General features: G+C 63.2%; 16 protein-coding genes, 1 tRNA gene and 1 other RNA gene. 11 read left to right on the plus strand and 7 right to left on the minus strand.

Annotated features, from left to right (window positions below; all coding sequences use genetic code 11):
• The first annotated feature begins 29 nt into the window (after nucleotides 1-29).
• Both J2858_RS09815 and J2858_RS09820 read left to right on the plus strand, forming a co-directional pair.
• Nucleotides 30-1,256 (plus strand): YeeE/YedE family protein, encoded by a 1,227-nt coding sequence (locus tag J2858_RS09815; protein WP_210104608.1) that lies wholly within the window; start codon nucleotides 30-32, stop codon nucleotides 1,254-1,256.
• 273 nt (nucleotides 1,257-1,529) lie between these two features.
• Entirely contained in the window at nucleotides 1,530-2,891 is a 1,362-nt protein-coding gene (locus J2858_RS09820; RefSeq protein WP_245365693.1) for a DUF2778 domain-containing protein, read from the plus strand.
• An 87-nt stretch (nucleotides 2,892-2,978) separates the two neighbouring features.
• Here the strand turns inward: J2858_RS09820 and J2858_RS09825 are convergent, their stop codons facing one another.
• Nucleotides 2,979-4,127 (minus strand): amidohydrolase, encoded by a 1,149-nt coding sequence (locus J2858_RS09825; protein ID WP_210104609.1) that lies wholly within the window; start codon nucleotides 4,125-4,127, stop codon nucleotides 2,979-2,981.
• A gap of 63 nt (nucleotides 4,128-4,190) precedes the next feature.
• A complete protein-coding gene (locus J2858_RS09830; RefSeq protein WP_245365694.1) occupies nucleotides 4,191-6,791 on the minus strand; it encodes an ATP-dependent helicase in 2,601 nt (866 codons plus the stop codon).
• Nucleotides 6,792-7,074: 283 nt separating this feature from the next.
• Between J2858_RS09830 and J2858_RS09835 the strand changes: the two genes are divergently transcribed.
• The 4 genes from J2858_RS09835 to J2858_RS09850 all read left to right on the plus strand — a co-directional run bounded on the left by J2858_RS09835 (nucleotide 7,075) and on the right by J2858_RS09850 (nucleotide 16,800).
• Entirely contained in the window at nucleotides 7,075-8,274 is a 1,200-nt protein-coding gene (locus J2858_RS09835) for an efflux RND transporter periplasmic adaptor subunit (RefSeq protein ID WP_210104610.1), read from the plus strand.
• Nucleotides 8,271-11,423 (plus strand): efflux RND transporter permease subunit, encoded by a 3,153-nt coding sequence (locus J2858_RS09840; RefSeq protein ID WP_210104611.1) that lies wholly within the window; start codon nucleotides 8,271-8,273, stop codon nucleotides 11,421-11,423. The genes J2858_RS09835 and J2858_RS09840 overlap by 4 nt, the downstream gene beginning before the upstream one ends.
• Nucleotides 11,424-11,576: 153 nt before the next feature.
• Nucleotides 11,577-12,992, plus strand: a complete 1,416-nt coding sequence (locus J2858_RS09845; RefSeq protein WP_210104612.1) for an FAD-binding oxidoreductase — start codon at nucleotides 11,577-11,579, stop codon at nucleotides 12,990-12,992.
• A 202-nt stretch (nucleotides 12,993-13,194) separates the two neighbouring features.
• Nucleotides 13,195-16,800, plus strand: coding sequence for an AsmA family protein (locus J2858_RS09850; protein ID WP_210104613.1), 3,606 nt, complete (start codon nucleotides 13,195-13,197; stop codon nucleotides 16,798-16,800).
• Between the two features lie 151 nt (nucleotides 16,801-16,951).
• Here the strand turns inward: J2858_RS09850 and J2858_RS09855 are convergent, their stop codons facing one another.
• The 4 genes from J2858_RS09855 to ssrA all read right to left on the minus strand — a co-directional run bounded on the left by J2858_RS09855 (nucleotide 16,952) and on the right by ssrA (nucleotide 18,518).
• Nucleotides 16,952-17,188: a ribbon-helix-helix domain-containing protein gene (locus J2858_RS09855; RefSeq protein WP_210104614.1), complete on the minus strand. Its 237-nt coding sequence runs from the start codon at nucleotides 17,186-17,188 to the stop codon at nucleotides 16,952-16,954.
• 90 nt (nucleotides 17,189-17,278) lie between these two features.
• The gene (locus J2858_RS09860) at nucleotides 17,279-17,485 is read right to left on the minus strand and encodes a DUF4169 family protein (RefSeq protein WP_210104615.1); all 207 of its coding nucleotides are present in this window, start codon (nucleotides 17,483-17,485) and stop codon (nucleotides 17,279-17,281) included.
• A gap of 23 nt (nucleotides 17,486-17,508) precedes the next feature.
• Nucleotides 17,509-18,015 (minus strand): SspB family protein, encoded by a 507-nt coding sequence (locus J2858_RS09865; RefSeq protein ID WP_210104616.1) that lies wholly within the window; start codon nucleotides 18,013-18,015, stop codon nucleotides 17,509-17,511.
• Nucleotides 18,016-18,147: 132 nt separating this feature from the next.
• Nucleotides 18,148-18,518, minus strand: a transfer-messenger RNA (tmRNA) gene (ssrA, locus tag J2858_RS09870).
• Nucleotides 18,519-18,774: 256 nt separating this feature from the next.
• Between ssrA and thyA the strand changes: the two genes are divergently transcribed.
• Nucleotides 18,775-19,695, plus strand: a complete 921-nt coding sequence (thyA, locus tag J2858_RS09875; protein ID WP_210104617.1) for a thymidylate synthase — start codon at nucleotides 18,775-18,777, stop codon at nucleotides 19,693-19,695.
• 332 nt (nucleotides 19,696-20,027) lie between these two features.
• Nucleotides 20,028-20,101: transfer RNA gene (locus J2858_RS09880), tRNA-Cys, on the plus strand.
• Nucleotides 20,102-20,227: 126 nt separating this feature from the next.
• On the opposite strand, the gene J2858_RS09885 is transcribed toward J2858_RS09880, so the two are convergent.
• Nucleotides 20,228-20,434, minus strand: a complete 207-nt coding sequence (locus J2858_RS09885) for a hypothetical protein (RefSeq protein ID WP_210104618.1) — start codon at nucleotides 20,432-20,434, stop codon at nucleotides 20,228-20,230.
• A gap of 190 nt (nucleotides 20,435-20,624) precedes the next feature.
• Between J2858_RS09885 and J2858_RS09890 the strand changes: the two genes are divergently transcribed.
• The 3 genes from J2858_RS09890 (at nucleotide 20,625) to J2858_RS09900 (ending at nucleotide 25,504) form a co-directional block, all read left to right on the plus strand.
• Nucleotides 20,625-21,278 carry a protein-L-isoaspartate O-methyltransferase family protein gene (locus J2858_RS09890; RefSeq protein WP_210104619.1) on the plus strand — a complete coding sequence of 218 codons (654 nt, stop codon included), beginning with the start codon at nucleotides 20,625-20,627 and terminating at the stop codon, nucleotides 21,276-21,278.
• 266 nt (nucleotides 21,279-21,544) lie between these two features.
• Complete coding sequence (locus J2858_RS09895) at nucleotides 21,545-22,450, plus strand: PopZ family protein (protein WP_210104620.1); 906 nt, start codon at nucleotides 21,545-21,547, stop codon at nucleotides 22,448-22,450.
• Nucleotides 22,451-22,576: 126 nt separating this feature from the next.
• The gene (locus J2858_RS09900; protein ID WP_210104621.1) at nucleotides 22,577-25,504 is read left to right on the plus strand and encodes a valine--tRNA ligase; all 2,928 of its coding nucleotides are present in this window, start codon (nucleotides 22,577-22,579) and stop codon (nucleotides 25,502-25,504) included.
• Nucleotides 25,505-25,789 lie beyond the last annotated feature (285 nt).

A 25,789-nucleotide genomic window follows, 5' to 3' on the forward strand; every position in this document is an offset into this window, starting at 1 on the left:
CCTGAAGCACATAATTTCAGGAGATTGTCATGACCTTTGCAAATTCATCGATCGCGCCCGGCGCGTCGAGTCTGCCGCCGCTTGGCGCGCCGGGCCTTGCCGCGCTTGTCGTTCTGGTGGCCGGAACGCTGGCGCTCGGCTTCACCTACGGCCCCGTCCAGGGCGCTCTGTTCCTGATCGGCGGTGCTCTCGGCATCTCGCTTTATCATGCCGCCTTCGGCTTTACCTCCGCCTGGCGCGTGTTCATTGCCGAGGGTCGGGGGCGGGGGCTGCGCGTCCAGATGCTGCTCCTGGCGCTCGCCGTCATTCTGTTTTTCCCCGTCCTGTCCGGCGGCACGCTGTTCGGTCATGACGTGCGCGGCAATATCTCGCCGGCCGGGGTCGGTGTTCTGGCCGGCGCCTTCCTGTTCGGCATCGGCATGCAGCTCGGTGGCGGTTGCGCCTCGGGAACGCTGTTTACCGCAGGCGGGGGCAATGCGCGCATGCTGGTGACGTTGTTCTTCTTCATCGTCGGCTCGCTGCTCGGCACGCTGCATTTCAACTGGTGGGCAAGCCTGCCGGCGCTGCCGCCGACAGCCCTCTTCCAGAGCTTTGGAGCGCTCGGCGGCATTGCCGTGTCGCTGCTGATATTTGGTGCGATTGCAGCGCTGACCGTTGTGGTGGAACGGCGCCGGCGCGGCGCGCTGGAACAGGAGCCGGAAAGTGACCGTCAAGGTCTGCAGCGCTATCTGCGCGGTCCCTGGCCGCTGGTTGCCGGTGCCGTGGCGCTGGTCGTCCTCAACTTTGCAACGCTTGCCCTTGCCGGCCGTCCCTGGGGCATCACCTCGGCCTTTGCCCTCTGGGGCGCCAAGGGCGCGCAGCTGATCGGCATTGATGTGGCCCATTGGGCCTACTGGCAGACGCCGGCCAATGCCAAGGCGCTTGCCGCAAGCGTCTTTGCCGATGTCACCTCGGTCATGGATTTCGGCATCATTGCAGGCGCCATGCTGGCGGCGTCCCTGGCCGGCAAGTTTGCCCCGTCGCTCGATATTCCGCTGCGCTCGGTCCTGGCCGCGGTCGTCGGCGGCCTGCTGCTCGGCTACGGCGCGCGAATCGCCTACGGCTGCAATATCGGGGCCTATTTTTCCGGGATCGCATCGGGCAGCCTGCACGGATATCTCTGGGCCGTTGCTGCCTTTGCCGGAAATGTGATCGGTGTCCGGCTGCGTCCGTGGTTCTTTTTCGAACGCGTCAACATCCGTCGTAACGATGGATAAAGCATAAAATTCTACCGCAAATTGCGACGGCGCGGCATTTTTGAGGCTTTGCCGCGCCTTTGTCGCATTTTCGCTAAACTTCCGGCCGTATCCGTTTATAATGGCCTTCGTACTGAAGAGGGGGCCTTGTAAACACATTGGTTACCATAAGTCGTCATCCTATCGCTGTTCGGCAGAGACCGTGGGTATGCGCCATGCCCGGTGTTGGTCTCTCTAAAGTGTGCGGTGCTCTGTGCCGCGTGTTCGAGTAGCGGTTAAAGGGTGAAGCGTATCATGGCACTGGCTTTTGCGACGGAGCGATCCGTCCCACGAACCTCACAATATCGAGCCAAGACGCCCGCCTCGCGCGGTCTCCTGACCTACACGATGCTGGTGGGAACCGGCCTTGCAGTGGGTGCCTGGATGATCGGGGCGCTCGCGACCGTCCACAGCATGGCAAGCATCCAGCCGGCCGACTTTAGCTACCAGATGCGTGCCTCGCTCGACCTGAAGCCGCTCATGGCTCCGAGCGCGGACGCGCGAGTGATTCGCGTCTCGAAATTTTCGCGTCTCTCTTCCGGCGCAACGCCGAAGGTGGCGCGGCTGGAGGATGCAGGCTTTGCCCATCTCGCCGCCGCACGGGCTCAGGCCGACAACGTCAAGGACAGCCTTTCGGTTGCACTGGCGGCGGCCGAAGACCAGAAAAAATTTGCAAGCCTTGCCGACAAGCGTCCGAATGAGGATGCCGTGAAGACGGTTCTTGCCTCGGCGCTGGAAAATACCGTGCTTGTCGCGCCGAAGACTGAAACCGCCTGGGACGCCGTCCCGGCCGGCAATGTCGAGGGCGGCGAGGTGGAAGTGGCCGATCTGCAGAGCCCGGCAGAGCTTGCCGTTGCCCAGGCGATCGGGCCTGACGAGGATGATGGCCTGCCGATGGCAGGGCCGCTTCCGGTGCGTCGTCCGCCGGCCAATGCGCTGGCGCTTGCCATCGCGCCGTCTGCCGAGCGCACGGTCGCAAAGCCGCAGCGCGCGCCGGTGCCTGCGGTTGCCGAAGAAGAAGAAGAGGAAGAAGCGCCAAAGGCGCTCGCCTTCGCCCGCCCGGAAAACCCGATGAAGAGCGTTGCGCCTGCGGTTCCGTGGCCGGATCGCGGTGCTGCCAAGATTGCCGTCTACGATATCACCAACGGCGTCGTGCACATGCCGAACGGCGAGACGCTGGAAGCCCATTCGGGCATTGGCGAAATGCGTGACAACCCGAAATTCACCCATGTGAAGATGCGCGGCCCCACCCCGCCGGGCACCTACAAACTCTCCATGCGCGAAACGCTGTTCCACGGCGTTGCTGCCATTCGGCTAACGCCGACCGATGGCGTGGCGCCGCTTGGACGTACCGGCCTTCTCGCCCATAGCTATCTGCTGCGCACCCGCGGCGATTCCCACGGCTGCGTGGCCTTTGCCGATTACAACCGCTTCCTCAAGGCTTTTCAGCGCGGCGATATCACCCACATGATCATCGTTGAACGCCACACCGGCAGCATCCCGGCCACGGCGCTCCGCAAGATCAACCCGCGCTCGGGCGGCGGCGCCTCCACGCCGGTTGCCAGCGGCAATGACGGACGTCGCACGCTGGTGGACTACCTGAAGAACGACGGCTGATCTTCAACGCCCTTTGCTGAATAAAAAGATGCCGCAGTCCTGACAGGGCCTGCGGCATTTTCATGCGGCCGAACTGTAAGAGCAAGTTTATCCGAGAAGATCGTGGGCAATCCGCTTGAAGATGCGGGCGCCGATCGGGATCAGCTGATCGGGAAAATCATAGGTCGGATTGTGCAGGGCGGGGTGGTTCTCACCGGCGCCAAGGAAGAACATGGCGGAGGTCGACACATCTGCAAACCGCCCGAAATCCTCCGAGGCCCGCAACGTTTCGCCCTCGACGTGCGGCAGGCCTTCGCCATCGAGCGCGCGCCGGATGATGTCGACGGCCTGTGCATCGTTCATGCAATGGCGGAACGCCTCGTGATAGCTGAAGGTGACGGCAAGACCGCCTTCAGCCGCGGCACCCCGGCCAAGGGCTTCGGCGCGCTCTTGCAACGCTGCCATCTGGTCGTCGTTCACCGTGCGCAGCGTCACCCAAAGCTCGGCCTCGCCAGGCGCAATGCCGAAGGCCGGTTCGCCGAGCGCGACATGGGTGACGGTGGAAAGCACCAGATCCCCGCCCTCGATCGTGCCGCGCCGCAGATCCGTCAGCGCCGGAATGAGGGAGGCAATGGCCTTGGCCGGCGAGATGCCGGTTTCCGGCATGGAGGCATGGGCGGTCTTGCCCGTCAGGCGGATTTTGAGCCCGCAGGAGGCGCAGTTGGCCGCACCCGGCTTGATCCAGCTCAGGCCGAGCGGGATGCCCGGCATGTTGTGCAGTGAAAACGTATAATCGGGCGCCAGGCGCTTGAATGCCTCGTCCGCCAGCACGGCAGCGGCGCCGGCCCCGGTTTCTTCGGCCGGCTGAAAGAGAAGGACGACCCGGCCTGTGGCGGGACGCCTCTCAGCGAGGGCAAGCGCCAGACCGGCAAGCGTTGCCATGTGCCCGTCATGGCCGCACATATGTCCCTTGCCGTCGATTCGCGACCGATAGGGCAGGTCATGCGACAATTCTGCAATCGGCAGTCCATCCAGCTCGGCGCGGAACATCACGGTCGGCCCGGGCTTTTCCCCGTTGAACACGGCGACAACGCCGGTGCCGCCAAGACCGGTGACGATCTCGTCCGGCGATGTCTGGGCAAGAAACCGCACCACTTCCGCCGCCGTCCCATGCTCCTCGCCGGAGACCTCCGGCATCGCATGGAGATCGCGACGCCAGAGGCTGAGGGCTTCAAGATCGCGCGCGGCAAGGGTCATGCGGGGCTCCTGTCGTTGCGGAACGGGATCAGGTGGGTTGCCGGCTTGATAAAGGAAATGGCGTCACACCTTCTCCACAAAACCATCCAGCACCCGCTTCTGGCCCGCGCGGTCGAAATCGATCGTCAGCTTGTTGCCTTCGATCGCGGCCACATGGCCATTGCCGAACTTCATGTGAAACACGCGGTCGCCGGTCTTGAACTTCGACGGTGTGTCGGCCACCGACTTTGCCACCAGTTCGCCATCGATGGTGCGTGCCTTCGGCCCGCTTTCGCCGTAGCCGATCCGATCCACCGCGTGGCCGGAGCGGCTGCCCCAGTTGTCGCGGGTGGCGTCGGTCTTGTTGGCCTGGGCGCGCTTCCATCCGGGCGTCGAATAGGAGTTCTGGAACGGCTCGGCCTTGTCGAAGCGCGACTGGCCATAACCGCCACGCCCGCCATAGCCCCCATAGCCGGTATCGGCGGCAGCCACGTCGACATGGGCTGCCGGCAGCTCGTCGAGGAAGCGCGAGGGCATGGTGGATTGCCACAGGCCATGAATGCGCCGGTTGGAGACGAACCAGATGTGGCAGCGGCGCTTGGCGCGGGTGATGCCGACATAGGCCAGCCGCCGTTCCTCCTCCAGCCCCGAGCGGCCACCTTCGTCCAGCGAGCGCTGGTGCGGAAACAGGCCTTCTTCCCAGCCGGGCAGGAACACGGTTTCGAATTCCAGTCCCTTGGCCGAATGCAGGGTCATGATGGAGACGGCATCGAGGTTTTCGTTCTGCTCGACATCCATGACCAGCGAGACATGCTCGAGAAATCCGCGCATGCTCTCGAACGCTTCCATCGAACGGATGAGTTCCTTCAGGTTGTCGAGACGGCCGGGCGCTTCGGCGGATTTGTCGTTCTTCCACATGTCGGTATAGCCCGACTCTTCAAGGATCTGTTCGGCAAGCTCGATATGCGGCGTATCTTCCAGCCGCTCGCTCCAGCGGGCAAAGCTCTGAACCACATCGAACAGCGCCTTGCGGGGCTTCGGTTTCAGCTCATCCGTCTCGATCATGTCGGCTGCGGCAGACAGCATGGGTATGTCGCGGGCGCGGGCATAATCATGCAGGTTGCGCACGGTAGAATCGCCAAGGCCGCGCTTCGGCGTATTGATGATGCGCTCGAAGGCGAGATCATCGGCCGGCTGGCAGACGAGACGGAAATAGGCCATGGCATCGCGGATTTCGAGCCGCTCGTAAAAGCGCGGACCGCCGATGACGCGGTAGTTGAGGCCAAGTGTGACAAAGCGGTCTTCGAATTCGCGCATCTGGAAGGAGGCGCGCACGAGGATGGCCATGTCGTTCAGCGCATGGCCGGTGCGTTGCAGCTGTTCGATCTCTTCGCCGACGGCGCGGGCTTCCTCTTCCGAATCCCAGGCGGCGTGAACGATCACCTTTTCGTCATCGGGGTCGGTGCGTTCGGTGAATAGCGTCTTGCCGAGACGCCCTTCGTTATGGGCAATCAGGTGGCCGGCAGCACCCAGAATATGTTCGGTCGAGCGATAGTTGCGCTCCAACCGGATGACCTTGGCGCCGAGAAAATCCTTCTCAAAGCGCAGGATATTGTCCACTTCCGCGCCGCGCCAGCCATAGATCGACTGGTCGTCGTCACCCACGCAGCAGACGTTTTGCGGCACGTCCTTCGGGCGCTGGGCCAGAAGCCGCAGCCACATATACTGCGCCGTGTTGGTGTCCTGATACTCGTCCACCAGAATATAGCGGAATTTCTGGTGGTACTCGCGCAGGATATCCGGGTTGCGGCGGAAAATGTCGATCGGATGCAGCAGGAGGTCGCCGAAATCGCAGGCGTTCAGCGTCTTCAGCCGGAGTTGATAGGCGGCATACAGCTCGCGGCCTTTGCCGTTGGCGAAGGCGCGCGCATCCCCTTCGGAAATGTCCTTCGGGGTCAGGCCCTTGTTCTTCCACGTGTCGATCATGCCGGCGAACTGGCGGGCCGGCCAGCGCTTGTCATCCAGCCCCTCGGCCTGGATCAACTGCTTGATGAGACGGATGACGTCGTCGGTGTCGAGGATGGAGAAATCGGAGCGAAGACCGGCCAGCTCCGCATGGCGGCGCAGGATCTTGACGCCGATCGAGTGGAACGTGCCGAGCCATGGCATGCCCTCGACGGCGCCGCCGACCAGAACACCGATGCGCTCCTTCATCTCTCGCGCGGCCTTGTTGGTGAAGGTGACAGCCAGGATCTGGCTCGGATAGGCGCGGTTGGTGGCGAGGATATGGGCGATTCGCGTCGTCAAAACCCGCGTCTTGCCGGTGCCGGCGCCGGCCAGCACCAGGACAGGGCCATCCATGCTTTCCACCGCATCGCGCTGTTCCGGGTTGAGGCCGGAGAGATAGTCGGGCGCGCGGTGCTGGTCGCGCGCCGCCATGGCGCGCGCGGCAAGGCCAAGGCCACCGGCTGCCTGCACGCCCGTGGGCGGCACGCCCGTGGAGGGACTACCGGGCGCAAAACCCTCATCATCGGCAGACCGTGCCGCGCGGTTTCCCGTCAGAGACGTGTCCGGAAAGGGCGGTTCCAATGGGTGGGCGCCGGCCGTGCCGGGCGCGCGGCCTTTTTTGGGAGCGTGATCCGGTTCCTCGTCAAAGAACGGAATATCGTCGAAGCTGTTCGTCATCAGGTCAATCTAGTGGTTTGCGCCGGACAAGGCCATAGTGCATGTTCTGCTTTTATTCCAGATGCGGCGCGAAAGACGGGCAGCCGCCTATGTTTTGCGCAGGCAAAGCGGCGGTGCGGGCGGAGAGGAGGTGCCCCCAGACGCGGCGGCCTTCGTCATCACGCTGCCGTGAAGATACGTCAGGTTACAATTCGGCAAGGTTGGCAATCCGGCATTGCGTAAGATCTTGCTAAACGTGATACTTTGGCTCGATATAAAACGTCTTCCCCCATCGGAGTGCCGAATGCGCATCTGGAAGCAATTGCTCCTCAGTCTTGTCCTGCTGTTGGCGGGTCTCTGTCTGTGGCTGGTCATAAGCCCCGATGCAGGCCATGCGCTTGTGCGGATCGGCGTGCCGCAACAGGCCGTCGCCCTCGTGCAGCCGGCTGTTGCCGGACCGGAAAAGACGCCAGGCGCTGGCGCGCAGCCGGCGCGCGGGGCGGGCGCTGCGGCAGGGCAGGGCGGCCGCGGACAGGGCGGGCAGCGGGCCACCTTGGTCGTGACCCGGCCGGTGGTCGTCGACAAGGTCAATGATCGCCTGAACGCCATCGGCAGCGGCATGGCCATCCAGTCCGTCGTCGTCATGCCGCAGACGGCAGGTACGATCAACGAGATCCTGGTTTCCTCCGGCAAGCCGGTGAAGAAGGGCGATGTGCTGGCGCGTCTCGATGACGAGGAACAGAAGATCGAACTTGAAAAGGCGCGTGTCGCGCTGCGCAGCGCCGTGGAAAAATCCAGTTCCTACCGCAACCTGCAATCGGTTGCCCGGCTCGATGTTCTCGACGCGCAGATTGCCGAGGAAGCGGCAAAGCTTGCCGTCAGCACTGCCGAATTCAACCTGCGCCGCCGGGCAATCCTTGCCCCGATCGACGGAATCGCCGGTATCGTCGCCATCAATCTCGGCGACAATGTCACCACCCAGACCAGCATCGTGACGCTGGACGATCGCTCTGAAATTCTCGTGGACTTCTGGGCACCGGAACGGTTCGTCACCGCCATTGCCCCGGGAATGGCGGTCGAGGCAAGTTCGATCAGCCGTCCGGGCGAAAGCTTTGCCGGCAAGGTCGAAAGCATCGACAACCGGGTCGATGCCGCAAGCCGCACGATCCGCGTGCGCGCCCGCATCGACAACCGGTCCGACGTTTTGCGGGCCGGCATGTCTTTTGCAGTGTCCATGCGCTTCGAGGGCGAGACATTTCCTGCCGTCGATCCGCTGTCCGTGCAGTGGGATGCCGAAGGCGCCTATGTCTGGAAGATCGCCGACAACAAGGCCTTCAAGGTGCGCGTTGGCATCATTCAGCGCAACGCCGATACGGTCCTCGTCAAGGCCGATCTGAAGCCGGATGACCGGATCGTCGTGGAAGGCCTGCAGCGCGTGCGCGAAGGCCAGCCGGTGCGCATGGAAGGCGCCGGCGAAAAGCCTGAAGAGGTGGCGCGTCAATGAGCGAGAATTCCGACCTGAAGATCGAGAACGCCAAATCGACGTTCACTGCCCTTTTCGTCAGACGCCCCATTCTGGCCGCCGTCATCAACACGCTGATCGTGGTGGCCGGCCTTGCCGCGCTTGTCGGCGTCGAGGTGCGCGAACTGCCCGATGTCGACCAGCCGGTGATTACCGTGCGCACCACCTATGACGGCGCCTCGCCGCAGACCGTCGACCAGGAACTGACCCAGGTGATCGAAGGGGCGGTGGCGCGCGTCTCCGGGCTGAAGGCGCTGTCGTCGGAATCGCAGTTCGGCGCGAGCCGCGTGACGATGGAGTTTTCCGATACGGTGGATCTGGCGGTCGCGGCCAACGACGTGCGCGATGCGATCGGCCGCGTTGCCGGCCAGCTGCCGGAAAGCGCTGACGACCCGCGCATCGTCAAGGCTGATTCCGATTCGCAGCCCATCATGCGGCTTGCCGTCACCTCGTCCACGCTCTCCATGGAAGACCTGACGCTGCTCGTGGACAACGAGATCAGTGACCGGCTGGCCGCCGTCGAAGGTGTCGCCGATGTCGAGCTCTACGGCGACCAGGAAAAGATCTTCCGCGTCGATATCAACCAGGCTGCCCTTGCCAGCCGCGGGCTGACGGTTGCCGATGTCTCAAATGCGCTGGCAAGTGCCGCGCTTGACGTGCCGGCCGGATCGCTGACCAGCCGCACGCAGGATATCGTCGTGCGCGCGACGGCCAATCTGTCGACGCCGGCCGATTTCGAAAACGTGCTGATCAAGGACAATATCCGCCTGCGCGATGTGGCAGGCGTCACGCTCGGCCCGGATGACGGCACCACGACGCTGCGCTCCAATGGCGTGCAGGGTGTTGGTCTCGGCATCATCCGTCAGGCCCAGTCCAATACGCTGAACATTTCCACCGGCGTGGCCGCAGCGGTGGCCGACCTGCAAGCGGCGATGCCCGCGGGCACGAGGATTGTCATTACCTCCGACGATGCAACCTTCATTCGCGGCGCGCTGCACGAAGTGGAACTGGCGCTCGGGCTTTCGGCCCTTATCGTGGTTGCCGTGCTCTATCTCTTCCTGCGCGACTGGCGCGCGACGCTAATCCCGGCGCTGACCATGCCGGTAGCATTGATCGGCACGCTTGCGGCGATCTATCTCGTCGGCTTTTCCATCAACATCCTGACGCTGCTTGCCATCGTGCTCGCCACCGGCCTTGTGGTGGACGATGCGATCGTGGTGCTGGAAAATATCGTGCGGCGCCGGGCGCAGGGGCTCGGGCCGCGTGCCGCAGCCATTCTCGGCACCCAGGAAGTGTTCTTCGCCGTTCTGGCAACGACCGCCACGCTGGCCGCCGTCTTCATTCCGCTGTCCTTCCTGCCGGGTCAGCTGGGCGGCCTGTTCCGCGAGTTCGGCTTCGTGCTGGCGCTCGCCGTCGGCCTCTCCTCGATCACGGCGCTCACACTCTGCCCGATGCTTGCCTCGCGCATGCTGACAAAACCGATGGTGGAGCCGAAGGGCCTCCTCTCCGGTTTCGGCAATGTCTTTGCGGCAACCTATGCCCGCACGCTGCAGTTCTCTTTCAATGCGCCGGTGGTGGTGATCGCCGTCTGCGTCGTCATCATGGGCGCGGCCTATGTCGCCTTCGGTCTTGTGACCAGCGAACTTACGCCGCGCGAGGACCGCTCCATGATCATGTTGCGGGCGACGGCGCCGCAAGGTGTCAGCCTGGAGTATACGCAGGACCAGCTGCAGCGGGTGGAGGAAAACCTGAAGCCGCTGATCGATCAGGGCGATATCCGCAACCTCTATTCCATTTCCGGCATGGGCGGCTCGTCCAATACCGGTTTCATGGTCATCACGCTGGCGCCCTGGGAGGAGCGCAGCCGCAGCCAGGACAAGATCGCGAGCGACATTACCGCAGCGGCCGCCCGCGTGCCGGCGTTGCGCGGCTTTGCGATCCAGTCGAACAGCCTGCGCATTCGTGGCGCCGGCAGCGGGCTGCAGGTGGCGCTGGTCGGTGCCGATCATCAAAGCCTGACCGCGGCCGCCATCCAGCTGGTGCAGGCCATGGAGAAAAGCTCCTCCTTCGTCACCCCGCGCCTCGACAACGAGCCCACCCAGGCGCAGCTTTCCGTGTCCATCGACCGTGAACGGGCGTCCGATCTCGGGATCGATATTACCGGGCTATCCACCTCCATGCAGGCGCTGCTGGAAGGCCGCTCCATCGTCGACGTCTTTGTCGATGGCGAGGCGCTGCCGGTGAAGCTCGTGTCCTCCATGCAACCGATCAACGATCCGACCGATCTGGAAAACGTGTTCCTGCGCACCGGGGACGGCAAGGTCGTGCCGATGTCGACCATTGCCAGCCTGAAGGAAGGCGCCGTTTCGCCGCGCCTCAACCGCGAGCAGCAGCTTGCTTCCGTATCGCTCTCGGCAAGCCTTGGCGATGGCGTCTCGCTCGGCGCGGCCCTCCAAGAGGTGACGACGCTTGCCCAGCCCCTCCTGCCCAAAGGCTCTCGCCTGATGCCCTTGGCGGAGGCAAAGACGCTCGGCGAAAACGCCAACGGCATGGCCATCACCTTCGGCTTTGCCATCGCCATCATCTTCCTGGTGCTGGCTGCACAGTTCGAAAGCGTGCTGTCGGCGCTGATCATCATGACGACGGTGCCGCTCGGGCTTGCCTGCGCGGTGTTTGCCCTGGTCCTCACCGGATCGTCGCTCAACGTCTATAGCCAGATCGGCCTCGTGCTTCTGGTCGGCGTCATGGCGAAGAACGGTATTCTCATCGTGGAGTTTGCCAACCAGCTGCGGGATCAGGGGATCGCTGTGCGCCAGGCGATCGAGGAAGCCTGCCGCTTGCGCCTTCGCCCCGTGATGATGACGATGATCGCGACCATTCTCGGCGGCGTGCCGCTGGTTCTGGCGGCCGGTGCCGGTGCCGAAGCGCGCGTGGCGCTCGGCTGGGTCATCGTCGGCGGGCTCGGGCTTGCAACGCTTGTGACGCTCTATGTGACGCCGGTCGCCTACCTGCTGATTGCCCGCTTCGCAAAGCCCCATGCCCATGAGGAAGAGCGCTTGCACGAGGAACTGGAGCGGGCGCACAAAGGGGCGGCCAATGCGCAGGAAAAGCCGCTGCTGGCGGCGGAGTGACGCTGTCAGCCGCCCGTTTCCTGCGCGCATGTGCTGGGCGCGCAGGACATCCTGCAAACGTGTCACTCATCGATATGGACAACCACGACCGGCTCCCGTACCAAGCGTTACAGAGCATGACGGGCGTGTGTTGCCCGATCTGGAGGCATGACGATGGTGATGAGAGACGCGCAGGCCGGCCCACGCAATGAAGAGGGCATCGCGGCTGTTCTTGCAATTCTGAAGCAGAGCCTGGGCGACCGGCTGCAGACCGGCCAGGCCTTTCGCGAGCAGCATGCGCACACCACCACCTATCTGCCGTCGCAGCTGCCCGATGGCGTCGTCTTTGCCGAATCGGTCGAGGATGTGAAGACGGTGGTGAAGGCGTGCGCTGCCCATCATGTACCCCTCATTGCCTTTGGCACCGGTTCGTCGCTGGAAGGGCAGGTGAATGCACCGCGCGGCGGCATTTCGCTCGATACCAGCCGCATGGACAAGGTGCTGCGCGTTTCGCCGGAGGATCTGGACGTGACGGTGGAGCCGGGTGTGACGCGCGAGGCGCTGAATACCTATCTGCGCGATACCGGCCTGTTCTTTCCGATCGATCCCGGTGCCAATGCCTCGATCGGCGGCATGACGGCCACCCGCGCCTCCGGCACCAATGCGGTGCGCTACGGCACGATGAAGGACAATGTCCTGTCCCTGACCGTCGTGACGGCCGATGGCGAGGAAATCACCACGGGGACGCGGGCGCGCAAATCTTCGGCGGGCTACGATTTGACGCGGCTTTTCGTCGGCTCGGAAGGAACGCTTGGCATCATCACCTCGATCACGCTTCGCCTGCAGGGCATTCCGGAAAAGATCGGCGGCGGCGTCTGCGCCTTTCCGACGGTGAAGGCGGCCTGCGACGCGGTGATCATGACCATCCAGATGGGCATTCCGGTCGCCCGCATCGAACTGCTCGATGAAGTGCAGATGCGCGCCTGCAACGCCTATTCCGGTTTGAACTACGCGGAAAAGCCGACGCTGTTTCTGGAGTTCCATGGCACGGAAGAGACGGTGCCGCTGCAATCGGAACAGTTTGCCATGATCGCTGCCGAATGCGGCGGCGAGGATTTTCAGTGGACCGGCGATGCCCAGCAGCGGGCAAAGCTGTGGAAAGCCCGTCATGATGCCTATTGGGCGTCGCGCGCGCTTGCCCCGCATCTGGCAGGCCTCTCCACCGATGTCTGCGTACCGATCTCCCGCCTGGCGGAATGCGTGGCCGAAACCCATGCCGATATCGTTGAGCACGGCTATCTGGCACCGATCGTCGGCCATGCCGGCGACGGCAATTTCCACGTGCTTATCCTGTTCGACGACAAGGATGCCGAGGCTGTGGCGCGCACCGAAGCCTTCGTGGAACGGCTGAACCGTCGGGCCCTCTCGATGGGCGGCACCTGCACCGGCGAGCACGGCATCGGCCAGGGCAAGATGACGTTCCTCGAGCAGGAGGCGGGCTCGGCGCTTCCGCTGATGCGGGCGATCAAGCACGGGCTTGATCCATACGATATCTTCAACCCCGGCAAGATCCTGCGCCCCGGCGTCTGATGCTTGCCGCTAAACTCCTCTGGGTGCTTGGGAATTTTGTCCTTAAACCGCATGGGGTTATGCGCTAGAGTGCATCTGCGAAGGATAAACCCTGTGGTGAGGCAGGGTTTTGGCCGGCGCAGGACAATTGCGAAACAGTTCAAAATGTTAGAGCGGCCGGCGGATCTGTCGGGTCGGGCGGCGCTCTCAGGAGAATGAACAGGTGCTCGGACGGATAATGCTGTTGCTCGGTGGCCTTGTGGTCATCGCGCTGTTTACGGCCTTGCTGGCGCCGTTTTTTGTCGACTGGTCGAATTTTCGGCGGGGCTTCGAGGAACAGGCAAGCCATATCCTGGGCAAGAAGGTTTCTGTTCACGGTGCGGTCGATGCCCGCATCCTGCCCTTTCCCTCCGTCACCCTGCATGATGTGCGCGTGGGGCAGGATCTGGATGGTTCGCCGCTGGTCCAGGTCGAGCGCTTCTCGATGGATATGGAGCTTGCGCCCTTCCTCTCCGGCGAAGCACGCATTTTCGACATGCGCCTGGAGCACCCGAAGGCCCGCATCCGTCTGCTGAAGGACGGCCGTCTCGACTGGACGCGCGGCGGCCAGCCCGACATCCCGGCTCGCAATGTCGTGCTGGAAGATGTCCATATCGAAGGCGGCCAGATCGAATTCATCGATGACGGCACCGGCCGCACGCGCCACCTGACCGGGCTTTCCGCCAAAATGTCGGCCACCTCGCTTGCCGGTCCCTGGCGCGCCGATGGCAATGCGACGCTTGATGGCGAAGAGGCGCAGTTTTCGCTTTCGAGCGGCGCACCGGATGCCGCGACCGGCACCGTGCCCCTGCGCATGAAGGTGCGTCCCGACATTCAACCCGTGGAAGTGCAGCTGGATGGTGCGCTTGCGGTTGCGGCCGGAAAGCCCGACTACAAGGGCGCCTTTTCCATGGTCTTCCTCGATGCGCCGGTAGAACCTGTCGTTCCCAAGGGCATCAAGCCGCCGCCACCGCCGCGCACCAAGGGCAAGTTCGAACTGACCAATGAGCGCATCCGCATTCCTGAATACCGGGTCGAGGTCGGGGCGCTGGACAATCCTTACGTGGTGACGGGCGAAGCCACCCTCGACACCGGCGACAAGCCGGAATTCCTGCTGACGGCCGATGGGCAGCAGGTGGATGTGAACCGCCTGACGGGCGAACTGGTGAACGGCAAGACCGCGCGCGATCCGCATGCGTCGGCACAGCGGCGGCTGAATGCGCTTGTCGAGATGGCGGCGAGAATACCGGTGCCGCAGGTGCCGGGCCGTGCCACGATTCGCCTGCCGGCGATCGTTGCCGACGGCACGACGGTGCGCGATGTGGAGCTCAACATGCGCCCGGCCGGCACCGGCTGGAATGTCGACAATGCGGTTGCCATCCTGCCCGGGCGAACGCGGGTGGAAGCGCAAGGCGCGCTGAAGCTTCTCGGTGGCCCTTCCTTTACCGGCACGATGCTGCTTGCCTCAAACCAGCCTTCCGGCCTTGCCGACTGGCTGAAGGGGCTGGTGGATCCGGCCATTCGCCAGCTGAAGACCGCGGGTTTTTCGGCTGAGGTTGCCCTGACGCCCGAACTGCAGCGGTTCGAGGGGCTGGAATTGTCGGTAGGGCCTGCGATCCTCAAGGGCCGCGTCGAGCGCAAGTCGCCGGGCGATGGCGTGCCGGATCTCGCCATGGATCTGGCCGGAAACGAGATCGATTTCGATGCGCTGCGGGCGCTGGCCTCGCTGCTCACCGGCGGCGATGCGGGGGAACAGGTTCTTGATCATCGCCTGTCGGCGCATCTGAAGGCCGGGCGGCTGACGGCCTTCGGCATTGCCGCCAACGATGTCGATACCGCCTTCACGCTGGGCGATGGTGCGCTTTCCCTTGAGCGGTTGACGGTCGGCGATATTGCCGGGGCAAAGCTTGCGGCCAAGGGCAGGGCGGAAGGCTCTTTTCTGGACTATACCGGTAAGGGCCAGCTGACCTTCAGCGCCTTCGATCCCGGCCCGTTTGTTGCCATGCTGCGCGAGCAGTTGCCGCGCCACCCGGCACTGGAGCAGCTGTCGCGCAGCGCCTCCTGGTATGCCGATACGAACCTGACGGCCGATGTGACACTGGCAAACGGGGTCTCCGCCCATGTCGCCGGCAACAGCAATGGGACGAAGGTGGATGCGCAACTGGCGTTGCCCAACCTGTTTGACCTGACGGCTGCCACCGACCTGAAGCTGGACGCCGTGTTTTCCAATCCGCAGGCCGCGACGTTGCTCGGCCAGGCCGGCTTTGAGACGCTACCCTTCGAGGGCGATGCGGACGCGCGCCTGACCCTTGGCGTAGAGACGCATGGCGAGGCGCCGGCCACCGCCAAGCTTTCCTACCAGACAGACCGAACCGCCCTTTCGGCAGAGGGGAGCCTCGCGCTGCACGCCGAGACATTCGGCGAAGGATCGTTTGGCGTTTCGCTGAAAAGCGCGGATCTGGAGCCGACGCTTCTGACCTTCGGCATCGGCCTTCCGCAATTCGGGATGGGGCTTGCCGCAGACCTGAAGGCGAACATTGCCGTCAGCGGCAGCGAAATCGGCATCGCCGGCCTTACCGGTACGCTTGGCGGAAACCCGGTCGACGGGAAGTTGACGCTTGCCCGCGCGGCACCGGTGCCGACGGTGACCGGGGCCATGTCGCTGGGCAGCGTCGATCTCGGCTGGCTTGCCGAAACCGTCTATGGGCCGCTCACCGACGCAAAAACCGGTGCTGTATCGCAAAAGGAATTTGCCCTGCCGATTTTTGCCGGCTGGGATGTGACGCTCGATCTGAAGGCGCGCACGCTGGGGACGCTGGGCTTTGGCCCGATCGACGGTTTTGCCGGACGGCTGACCAGCAAGGCAGGCGGTGTGGCGCTGGATGATGCAAGCGGCGGCTGGAAGAGCGGCCGTCTTTCAGGGCGCCTCTCTATGTCGCATAGCGGTGGGGTTGGCCTCTTCCAGACCCGTCTCAAGGTGGAGGGAGCGGATCTCGGTGGCATGCTTTGGCAAAGCGGTGGCCAGCCGGTGGCGACCGGCCGGCTGAGCGCGGAACTCGCGGCCGAGGCAACCGCCAAGAGCCCGGCGGATCTTCTGTCTGCCGCGAGCGGCTCGGGCACGATCAAAGTCAAGGATGTCGCTTTGCCGGCGCTCAACGCGTCGATGCTGCCGGGCTTGCTGGCCGACGCCGACCGCATCGACGGCGAGGTGACGGCCGCCAAGGTTCAGCCGCTGGTGCGGCGCCGCATCCATGCGGGACGCGCCGAGATCGGCGCCGTCGAGGTGCCTTTCACCATCACCGGCGGTGAGTGGCGGGCGCAGAATATTACAGCGCGGGCCGGCAGCGCCTCGCTTGCCGGGGAGCTTCGCATGGACCTTGCCGACGGCGGTCTGGCGGGCGAGCTGGGCCTCACCTTCGATCCCGGCGATGAGGCGCTTGCCGGAGCTGAGCCCGCGCTGACGCTACGTTATGATGGCGATGTGCGCGCCCCTCAGGAAACCATCGAGGTGGAGGCGATGACCAACTTCCTCTCCATGCGCGCCTTCGAGCGGGAGCGCCGCCGGGTGGAAACGCTGCAGGCAAGCGTGCTCGAAAAACAGCGCCTTCGCCGCGAGGTGGTGCTCTATACCGCGCGCGAAGAGGAGCGTCGGCTGGCCCGCGAAAAGGCCGCGGCCGAGGAACGGGCCCGCCTTGACGAAGAACAGAAGCTGCGCCGCGAGGCGGAACAGCAGCGCCAGCAACAGCCGCCACTCTTCGACATGCAGATGCAGCCGCCGCCGTTCCGGTAAGGTCGGGAACCATTGCCCTGTCGGACATGGGCAGGGAGTAGCAAATAGCGAAAAATTTCCAGCTGCGATCTGGAGGCGGATCCGCCTGACTCTGCGCAAGGCGGGCCAGCAAACCGTTCACGCTGCGCAAGGCGACGCCGATGTCTGCTGCTCAGGTTCTGCGCGTTTCCACGGGCGCACCATGCGCCTTCACCCAGCCCAGCACATAAAGCCTGAGGGCCGAGGAGAGATTGCTGTCGGGTGATCGGGCGTCGTCGACTTCGGCGATCAGCGCGGCAAGGCTTAAGCCGCGTGCATTGGCAATGGATTTCAAGTCGTCAAAGAATTCAGCCTCCAGCGAAAAGCTGGTGCGGTGACCGTGCAGCGTGGCGGAGTGTTTGCGGATCACGCGGGCCTGCCCTGATCAATCGGTAGAAGAGGTTTTGAAGTTGAGTCTGCAGGTTTTCGCAAGTCGTTGATCTATCAGGATCTTTCGGCGTCAGTCTTCGCCCGTGTCGTCCGTAGGCTTGTCCTCGATCCGCCCTTGCTCAAGGTTTTTCGCAGCCTTGTCGTTCAGCGCCCGGGTCAGGTTCTTCTCGGCCTTGGTGCGGCCGAAGGTCAGGCGATTCTGTTCCGCCTGACGCTCTTTCTCGGAGCGCGCCTTCGTCTTTCGAAACTGTCGAAGATTGACGATGTCCGCGCTCATGACGTCCTCTTTAAAAACGCCGGTTACTGCTTCTTGCGGAAGGAATCGAGCGAGACGACCGAAGCGGGCTTCTTTTCCTCGCCGCCGCTCTGCTCGCCATCGCCGGCAGGCTTTGCGACCGCATCCACGGGATAGGCGGTGATTTCCGCAGAGGTTTCGTCCTCCTCGACCAGCGGCACCTCGAATTCCAGCTCGAAGTTGACTGAAGGATCGTAGAAGCCGCGGATGGCGTTGAACGGAATGACCAGGCGTTCCGGCGTATCGGAAAAGGACAGGCCGATTTCAAACTGCGTATCGGTCACCTTCAGGTCCCAGAACTGGTGCTGCACGACGATCGTCATCTGCTCGACATACTTGGTCTTCAGATGCTGCGAGATGCGCACGCCCGGTGCCCCGGTGAGGAAGGTGATGAAGAAATGATGATCACCCGGAAGCCGGCCGGTTGCGGCCACCTCGGTCAAAACCTTACGGATGACGCCACGCAATGCGTCCTGCGCCAGAATGTCGTAACGGATGTGATCCTGCCCCATAGGTGCCTTCTTCCAATCAAGTTCGTCTTGTTCCGGCGATTTGCCTCACCCGTTATAAGACAGGTGCGGCCCGCACGGAAGTCCCGAGGCGTGGTTCGTGACGATCATAGCGAAAAACTGGCAAATTGGAAAAGTGAAGGCTTCTGTTGCCAGGTGCCTTCGGACCCCGCCTCAAGGGGCTAACCTAGAGGACTTGGTTCGGATTTCCCGCACCGCCATTAGGCAGCGAGAGCATAACCCTTAGCGTTGTTGTCGTTTGCAACTACACTTGTGACCCGATAACGGCGGTATCATGCCGAGCAAAAGTTCGATCTTTACGCCCTTGTCGATCCTATTTCGCCCCCATCAAAAGCCGGCCTGTCTTTGAGGCCGCCGGTTTTTGGTGGAGGCGCCGGGTACCGCCCCCGGGTCCAATAGGTTTATTACACCGACAGTTTATTGCCATAGCCGGAGCAAGCCCCGGCACGAGTGATATAGGTGTTTTATGGCGCGCTGAAAAGGGGGCCTCCGCTTTTGTTTTCAACGTGTTTCGGCGGGTGAGGGCGCTTGCACGGTAGGTGGCTGAACCGGTGGTCGGCGCGGTTCCTTGTCCACCGGCCCCGCCTGGCGCCTGCGGAATGGTGGGGAAACTGCGTTGGTCGGGTCTGTCTATCCAGACATGCTTGCCCTATGATCCCGGCCGTTTGAGGCGGGGGCCTGGCCCATCCGCCGGTTTTGCGCGCATACAGCATGCCCGCGCAGAAGAATCAGGGAATCGTCATGGCGCGCCATCCGGAATACCAGTATCTCGATATCGTCGAGCAGGTTCTCACCAAGGGCGACAAGCGCATCGATCGCACCGGCGTCGGCACGCTTGCCTCCTTCGGCGCAATGATGCGCTTCGACATGTCGGATGGCACGTTTCCGGTTTATACGACCAAGCGCGTCTACTGGAAGACGGCGGTCAAGGAGATGCTCTGGTTCCTGACCGGCCAGACGAATATCCGCTCGCTGCTGCAGGAAAATGTGCGCATCTGGACCGACTGGCCGCTCGCCAAGTATCGCAAGGAAACTGGCCTGGACATCTCCCAGGAAGATTTTGAGGCGAGGGTGCTCGCTGACGAGGAATTTGCACTGGCCTGGGGCGATCTCGGCCCGGTCTATGGCAAGCAGTGGCGCCGCTGGCTGGGGCCGGACGGCCGCGAGCATGACCAGATCGCAACCGTGATCGAGACGCTGCGCAGCAATCCCACCAGCCGCCGCATGCTGTTTCATGCCTGGAACGTGGCGGATCTCAGCCAAATGGCGCTCAATCCCTGCCACAACTTCTACCAGTTTTTCGTGCGCGGCATGGATGATGATGCACAGTCGCCGGCAAAGCTCTCGCTGATGGTCGGCGTCCGGTCGAATGATCTGGGTCTCGGAAATCCGTTCAATGTCTGCCAGCAGGCCGCCCTTCTGGCCATGGTGGCGCAACAGGTGGACATGGTGCCGGACGAACTGATCTGGGTCGGCGGAGACGTCCACCTTTACCTCAACCACATCGAGCTTGCCGAAACGATCCTGAAGCGCGAACCGCGCCCGTTCCCGAAGCTTCGGCTCCTGCGCAAGCCGGACAGCATCGATGGCTACAGGATCGAGGATTTCGAGGTGACCGGCTATGATCCGCATCCGGCGGTCGAGGCGCCGGTGGCCGTCTGACAGACCGTCCCATAATTCCCTCCGGCGGGCTTCAAATGGCGATTTCTGATTGTCCGGTGCTCACGTACTTCTAAGTACGCTCCGCTCCGGTTCTCGAAGTCACCATTTTCGCCGCAACAGAGGGAATTCTTGAACAGACTGTGACGGGGGGGGCGGCCGCGGAGGTTTCAAGCGGTGGCCGCGGCTCGGTGCGCCTTTTGCAAAGGCGGCAGGCGGAGCATCGATCTTTCCACCGGGGCTTGGGAAAAATCCGTGTCGCGCGTCGGAAAGGACTTGCACAGTTTTGAGATCCGTTCTAAACGCCCGTCACCACACGCTTTTAATACCTGGTTGGCCTCGTGGCGGAGTGGTTACGCAGAGGACTGCAAATCCTTGCACCCCGGTTCGATTCCGGGCGAGGCCTCCAACCTTCCTTTTATCTTCAGCCGATTGTTTTCCCCGGTGCACATGCGTCGCGCGTTTTCCGCATGAAAACGGCCGCCTCCTGCTCGCGCAAAAGACGGCCTTCTGATCGTTTAAGATGGGGCGCCGCTTAGGCCATGCTGGCGGGATCGCCGATCGGCATCAGCGCCGGCTCAAGCGTGGGATCGAGCGTCGGATCATTGGGGTTCTTGTTGTCTCCCGGATCCTGCGCCGGCGTGAGCGGCGGCTTTTCCTGGGTGCGGTCGGGCACACCGGGAACAGGGGTTGGGCCGCGCGGGCCTTCGGCGGGATTGGGATCAGGCAGGTTTGTCGGCATGGTCGTCTCCCTTTTTTAAGGCTTCTCTGAAGGGCCAACGGTGCGCTCCCTGGAATGTTCCGTGGTTTTGCGGGCGCGGGCGTGCTTTTTGGCGGGGCGCTTGCTGAGCGGTCTTGAAAGCCGACCCGGCCCCCAGTAATGAGAAGACCACACAAACGTTTTCACGAGCGCTTTTACGGGGCGAACGACAATGATGGATTTCGAAGCAGCACGTATCAAGATGGTCGACAATCAGGTGCGCACCACCGATGTCACCTCCCATTCCGTGCTGCGGGCCTTTCTGACGGTGCCGCGCGAAGCTTTCGTGCCGGAAAAGATGAAGGCGCTCGCTTATATCGACAATGATATCGAAGTGGCGCCCGGCCGTTATCTGATGGAGGCTTCGCCTCTCGCCAAGCTTCTGCAACTGGCCGCCGTCACCAAGGACGACGTGGTGCTGGAAATCGGCTGTGGCTCCGGTTATGCGACCGCGCTGTTCTCCAACATCGCAAGCGCCGTCGTTGCCGTCGAAAGCGATGCGGGGCTCGCCACCAAGGCAACCGAAACGCTTGCCACGCTCGGCTGCGACAATGCCGTCGTCGTCACGGGCAACATGGAAGCCGGCTATGCGGCCGAAGCGCCCTATGACCTGATCTTCATCAACGGCGCCGTCGAGCAGGTGAGCGAGCCGGTCTTTCAGCAGCTGCGCGATGGCGGCCGTCTGGTGACGGTGGTCGGCTACGGCAATGCGTCGACCGCGCGGGTGTTCCGCAAGGAAAATGGCGTGGTCTCCGAAAGCGCCTTCTTCAACACGTCGGTGAAGCCGCTGCCGGGCTTCCGCAAGGCAAAAGAATTCGTTTTCTGACCTGCGCCTGCCTGCCCGTCGCGCGGGCAGGGCGTGAGAGCTTCTCCTGTTTCAGGACATATCGGCCCGAAAACCGTCACGGTTTTCGGGCCGATTGCTTGGACGCGCCGAGAAAGCTGTGCATCGCAAGGGCGTGACCGGGCCGGGCAATTGTGAGAGTGCACCCGCATCGCGTACACTGATCTTTGATTCGGCACCTTGTTTGCCCGGCGTGTTGACCGGGGTCATCCGGACAATGGCTGCTGATCACGAAATCGGGGATAAAGATGGCTCAGCCAAGTGTCGCGCGCGAACCTTCCATGGAAGAAATCCTGGCCTCGATCCGCCGGATCATCGAGAGCAATGATCCGGTCGGCGAAGGTCAGGCGTTGAGCCGTCCACAGGCTGCAGCACCCGCCAACACCGCCTCTTTCGATGAGGACGAGGAGGGGGGCGAACTGTCCGACGAGATGGACACATCCTTCATCCCGCAGAGGGCGGCAAACGATCCGGGACTGCCGTTTTCGCAAGTCTATGCCGAGCCGGCGCCGCTTCGCCCGCCGCTCGATGCGGCGGCACGCCAGCGCTTTGCCGCCGAATCGCAATCGTCCGTGAGCGGTGCGGCGTCATCGGCATCGGAGCAGCCTGTTGCTGCAGAGCGTCCGGCCGAGCGCAGCCTGTCGCTGGCCGATGTCGCAGCCCGGGTTCGCGCCGCCGCAGGCCGCGTGCCGGAGCCGATTGCGCAACGCCCGGCGTCCGGCCAAAAGACGCCGGACGCGGCTCAGTCATCCGACGCCCGTGCCGAGGCCGATGTCCGCGCACCGGCAGAACGGCCGGTAGAGGTCGCGCCATCGTCTGTTCCGCCATTGCGAGTGGCAGCCGTGGAAAGCCCGGCCTTCGATCCGGCTCCTGTCCCGCGCGCCGAGGAACCCGCGCCCGCGCCGCTGCCGACGCGAATTGAGGATGCAGCGAGCCTCATGCTGTTGTCGGAAGAGGCCGGCGCCCAGGTCGCCCGCTCCTTCAATGAACTGGCGGAGATCTTCAACGGTATCGAGCGTCGCTCGGTGGAAGACATGGCGCGTGAGTTGCTGCAGCCGATGCTGCGGGAATGGCTCGACGACAATCTTCCCACGCTTGTGGAGCGCCTGGTGCGCGAGGAAATCGAACGGGTGGCGCGCGGCCCGCGCCGCTGATCGCACACCTGCCGAAGGGCAGAGTGCCTTTGAGGGGCCGCTTTTCGAAGCGGCCTTTTTTATTGACTTGGTTTTGCCAGTCCTGTTTACACCCAAGCCACGAGAACTCGAAAATCTGGTCGGAAAATGCTCGAAAAAACCTATGATTCCGCCGCCGTCGAACCGAAAATCGCAGCCGCATGGGACGAGGCCAATGCCTTTCGCGCCGGCGCCAATGCAAAGCCGGACGCCGAAACCTTCACCATCGTCATCCCGCCACCGAACGTGACGGGCTCGCTGCACATGGGCCATGCGCTGAACAACACGCTGCAGGATATCATGATCCGCTTCGAGCGCATGCGCGGCAAGGACGTGCTGTGGCAGCCCGGCATGGACCATGCCGGCATCGCCACGCAGATGGTGGTCGAGCGCAAGCTGATGGAAGCCCAGCTTCCCGGCCGTCGTGCGATGGGCCGCGAGGCCTTCATCGACAAGGTCTGGGAGTGGAAGGGCGAATCGGGCGGCCTGATCTTCAACCAGCTGAAGCGCCTCGGCGCCTCCTGTGACTGGTCGCGCGAGCGCTTCACCATGGACGAGGGCCTGTCGAAGGCGGTTCTGGAAGTGTTCGTCACGCTCTACAAGCAGGGCCTGATCTATCGCGGCAAGCGGCTGGTCAACTGGGACCCGCAGTTCGAGACGGCGATCTCCGACATCGAGGTGGAAAACCGCGAAGTCGACGGCCACATGTGGCACTTCAAATACCTGCTGGCCGGCGGCGAAACCTATACCTATGTGGAGAAGGACGCGGACGGCAACGTCACGCTGCAGGAAGAGCGCAACTATATCTCGATTGCGACGACCCGGCCTGAAACCATGCTGGGCGACGGCGCCGTTGCCGTCCATCCGTCCGACGAACGCTACGCGGCCATCGTCGGCAAGCTTTGCGAGATCCCGGTCGGTCCGAAGGCGCAGCGCCGCCTGATCCCGATCATCACCGACGAATATCCCGATCCGACCTTCGGTTCGGGTGCGGTGAAAATCACCGGCGCGCATGATTTCAACGACTATCAGGTCGCCAAGCGCAACGACATTCCGCTCTACAGGCTCATGGACGGGCAGGCGCAGATGCGCGCTGATGGCGAGCCCTATGCGGTCTGCGCGGCCCAGGCGCTGGCCATCACCAGAAGCGGCGAAGTGCCCTCAGAAACCGAGGTCGATGACATCAACCTCGTTCCGGAAGAGTACCGCGGTCTCGACCGCTACGAGGCACGCAAGCGCATCGTCGATACCATCAATGCGGAAGGCTTGGCGGTCACCGTCAAGGACGCCGAAGGCAATGACGTGCCTTACGTCGAGAACAAGAAGATCATGCAGCCCTTCGGCGACCGCTCCAACGTCGTCATCGAGCCGATGCTGACCGACCAGTGGTTTGTCGATGCCAAGACGCTGGCCGAACCCGCAATCGCCTCCGTGCGCGAAGGCCGCACCAAGTTCGTGCCGAAGAACTGGGACAAGACCTATTTCGAATGGATGGAAAACATCCAGCCCTGGTGCATTTCCCGCCAGCTCTGGTGGGGTCACCAGATCCCGGCCTGGTATGGTCCGGATGGTCAGGTCTTTGTTGAAAAGACCGAGGAAGAGGCGCTCGACGCAGCCATCCAGCATTATCTGGCGCATGAAGGGCCGTGGAAGGCCTGGGTGCAGGAAAAGCTCGAAAACTTCGAGCCGGGCGCCATCCTGACGCGCGACGAAGACGTGCTGGATACCTGGTTCTCCTCCGCGCTCTGGCCCTTCTCTACGCTGGGCTGGCCCGACCAGACGCCGGAGCTTGCGCGCTACTATCCGACCAACGTGCTCGTCACCGGCTTCGACATCATCTTCTTCTGGGTCGCCCGCATGATGATGATGGGCCTGCACTTCATGAAGGACGAGGACGGCAACCCGGTCGAGCCGTTCAACACCGTCTATGTGCATGCGCTGGTTCGCGACAAGAACGGCCAGAAGATGTCGAAGTCGAAGGGCAACGTCATCGATCCGCTCGACCTCATCGACGAATACGGCGCCGATGCGCTGCGCTTTACGCTGGCTATCATGGCGGCACAGGGGCGCGACGTGAAGCTCGATCCGGCCCGTATCGCCGGCTACCGCAACTTTGGCACCAAGCTGTGGAACGCTACGCGCTTTGCCGAGATGAACGGCGTCAAGCGCGACCCGAACTTTTTGCCGCAGGCCGCAACCCAGACGGTCAACCGGTGGATCCTCACCGAGCTGTCGGCGACCGTGGCAGAGGTCACGACGGCAATCGAGACGCAGCGCTTCAACGATGCCGCCGTCAGCCTCTACCGCTTCGTGTGGAACCAGGTCTGCGACTGGTATCTGGAACTGCTGAAGCCGATCTTCTCCGGAGAGGACGAGGTCGCCAAGGCCGAAGCGCAGGGCTGCGTCGCCTATGTGCTGGAAGAGGCCTACAAGCTTCTGCACCCCTTCATGCCGTTCATGACGGAAGAGCTTTGGGCGCACAGTGCCGGAGAGGGCGCGGTCCGCGATCGGCTTCTGTGCCATGCCGACTGGCCGTTGCCGGGCTTTGAGGATGCCGCCGCGGCCTCCGAAATCAACTGGCTGGTCGATCTCGTCACCGGCCTGCGCTCGGCGCGTTCGGAAATGAACGTGCCGCCATCCGCCAAGGCGCCGCTGATCGTGGTGGGAGCGAGCGCGCTGACGGAAGGTCGCCTGCAGCGCCACGAGGCGGCCATCATGCGCCTTGCCCGCGTCGAAAGCATTGCGCTTGCGCTGGAGGCTCCGCGGGGTGCCGCCCAGGTGGTCATCGGCGAGGCAACCGCCTGCCTGCCGCTCGGCAGCCTGATTGATCTTGGCGCGGAACGTGCCCGCATCGAAAAGGCGCTCGGCAAGGTGGATGCGGATATCGACCGTGGCCGCAAGAAGCTCGGAAACGAAAAGTTCGTCGCCAATGCCGATCCGGACGTCGTCGCCGCCGAGCGCGAGCGCCTGGCTGAACTCGAGGTCCAGCGCGCAAGCCTTGCGACGGCGCTCCAGCGGATCAACGAAGCCGGATAATACCGCCCCCGAATCAAATGCATCGACCGGCCCCGCCAGCGTTTTGCAGGCGGGGCCGGTTTCGTTTTGGAACAGTTGCGGCAACGCAGCGATGTCACGGCGGAGATGCAGCGCCGGGGGATTGTGTCATTTGTGTTTTTTTAGCAACGCCTGTGCCGAATTGAGGAATTCCGTTGCAGAAAAACCTGCGTTTTCACAAATTTAGTAGAAAAAAATACGCCCCAAAGGGTTTATGGCTCCTGATCCTCGGACATTTACGTAAATCGGGCAGGTGGGGTGTTGCGG

Origin of the sequence: Neorhizobium galegae (assembly GCF_017877135.1) — a bacterium.
GTDB lineage: Bacteria > Pseudomonadota > Alphaproteobacteria > Rhizobiales > Rhizobiaceae > Neorhizobium > Neorhizobium galegae_A.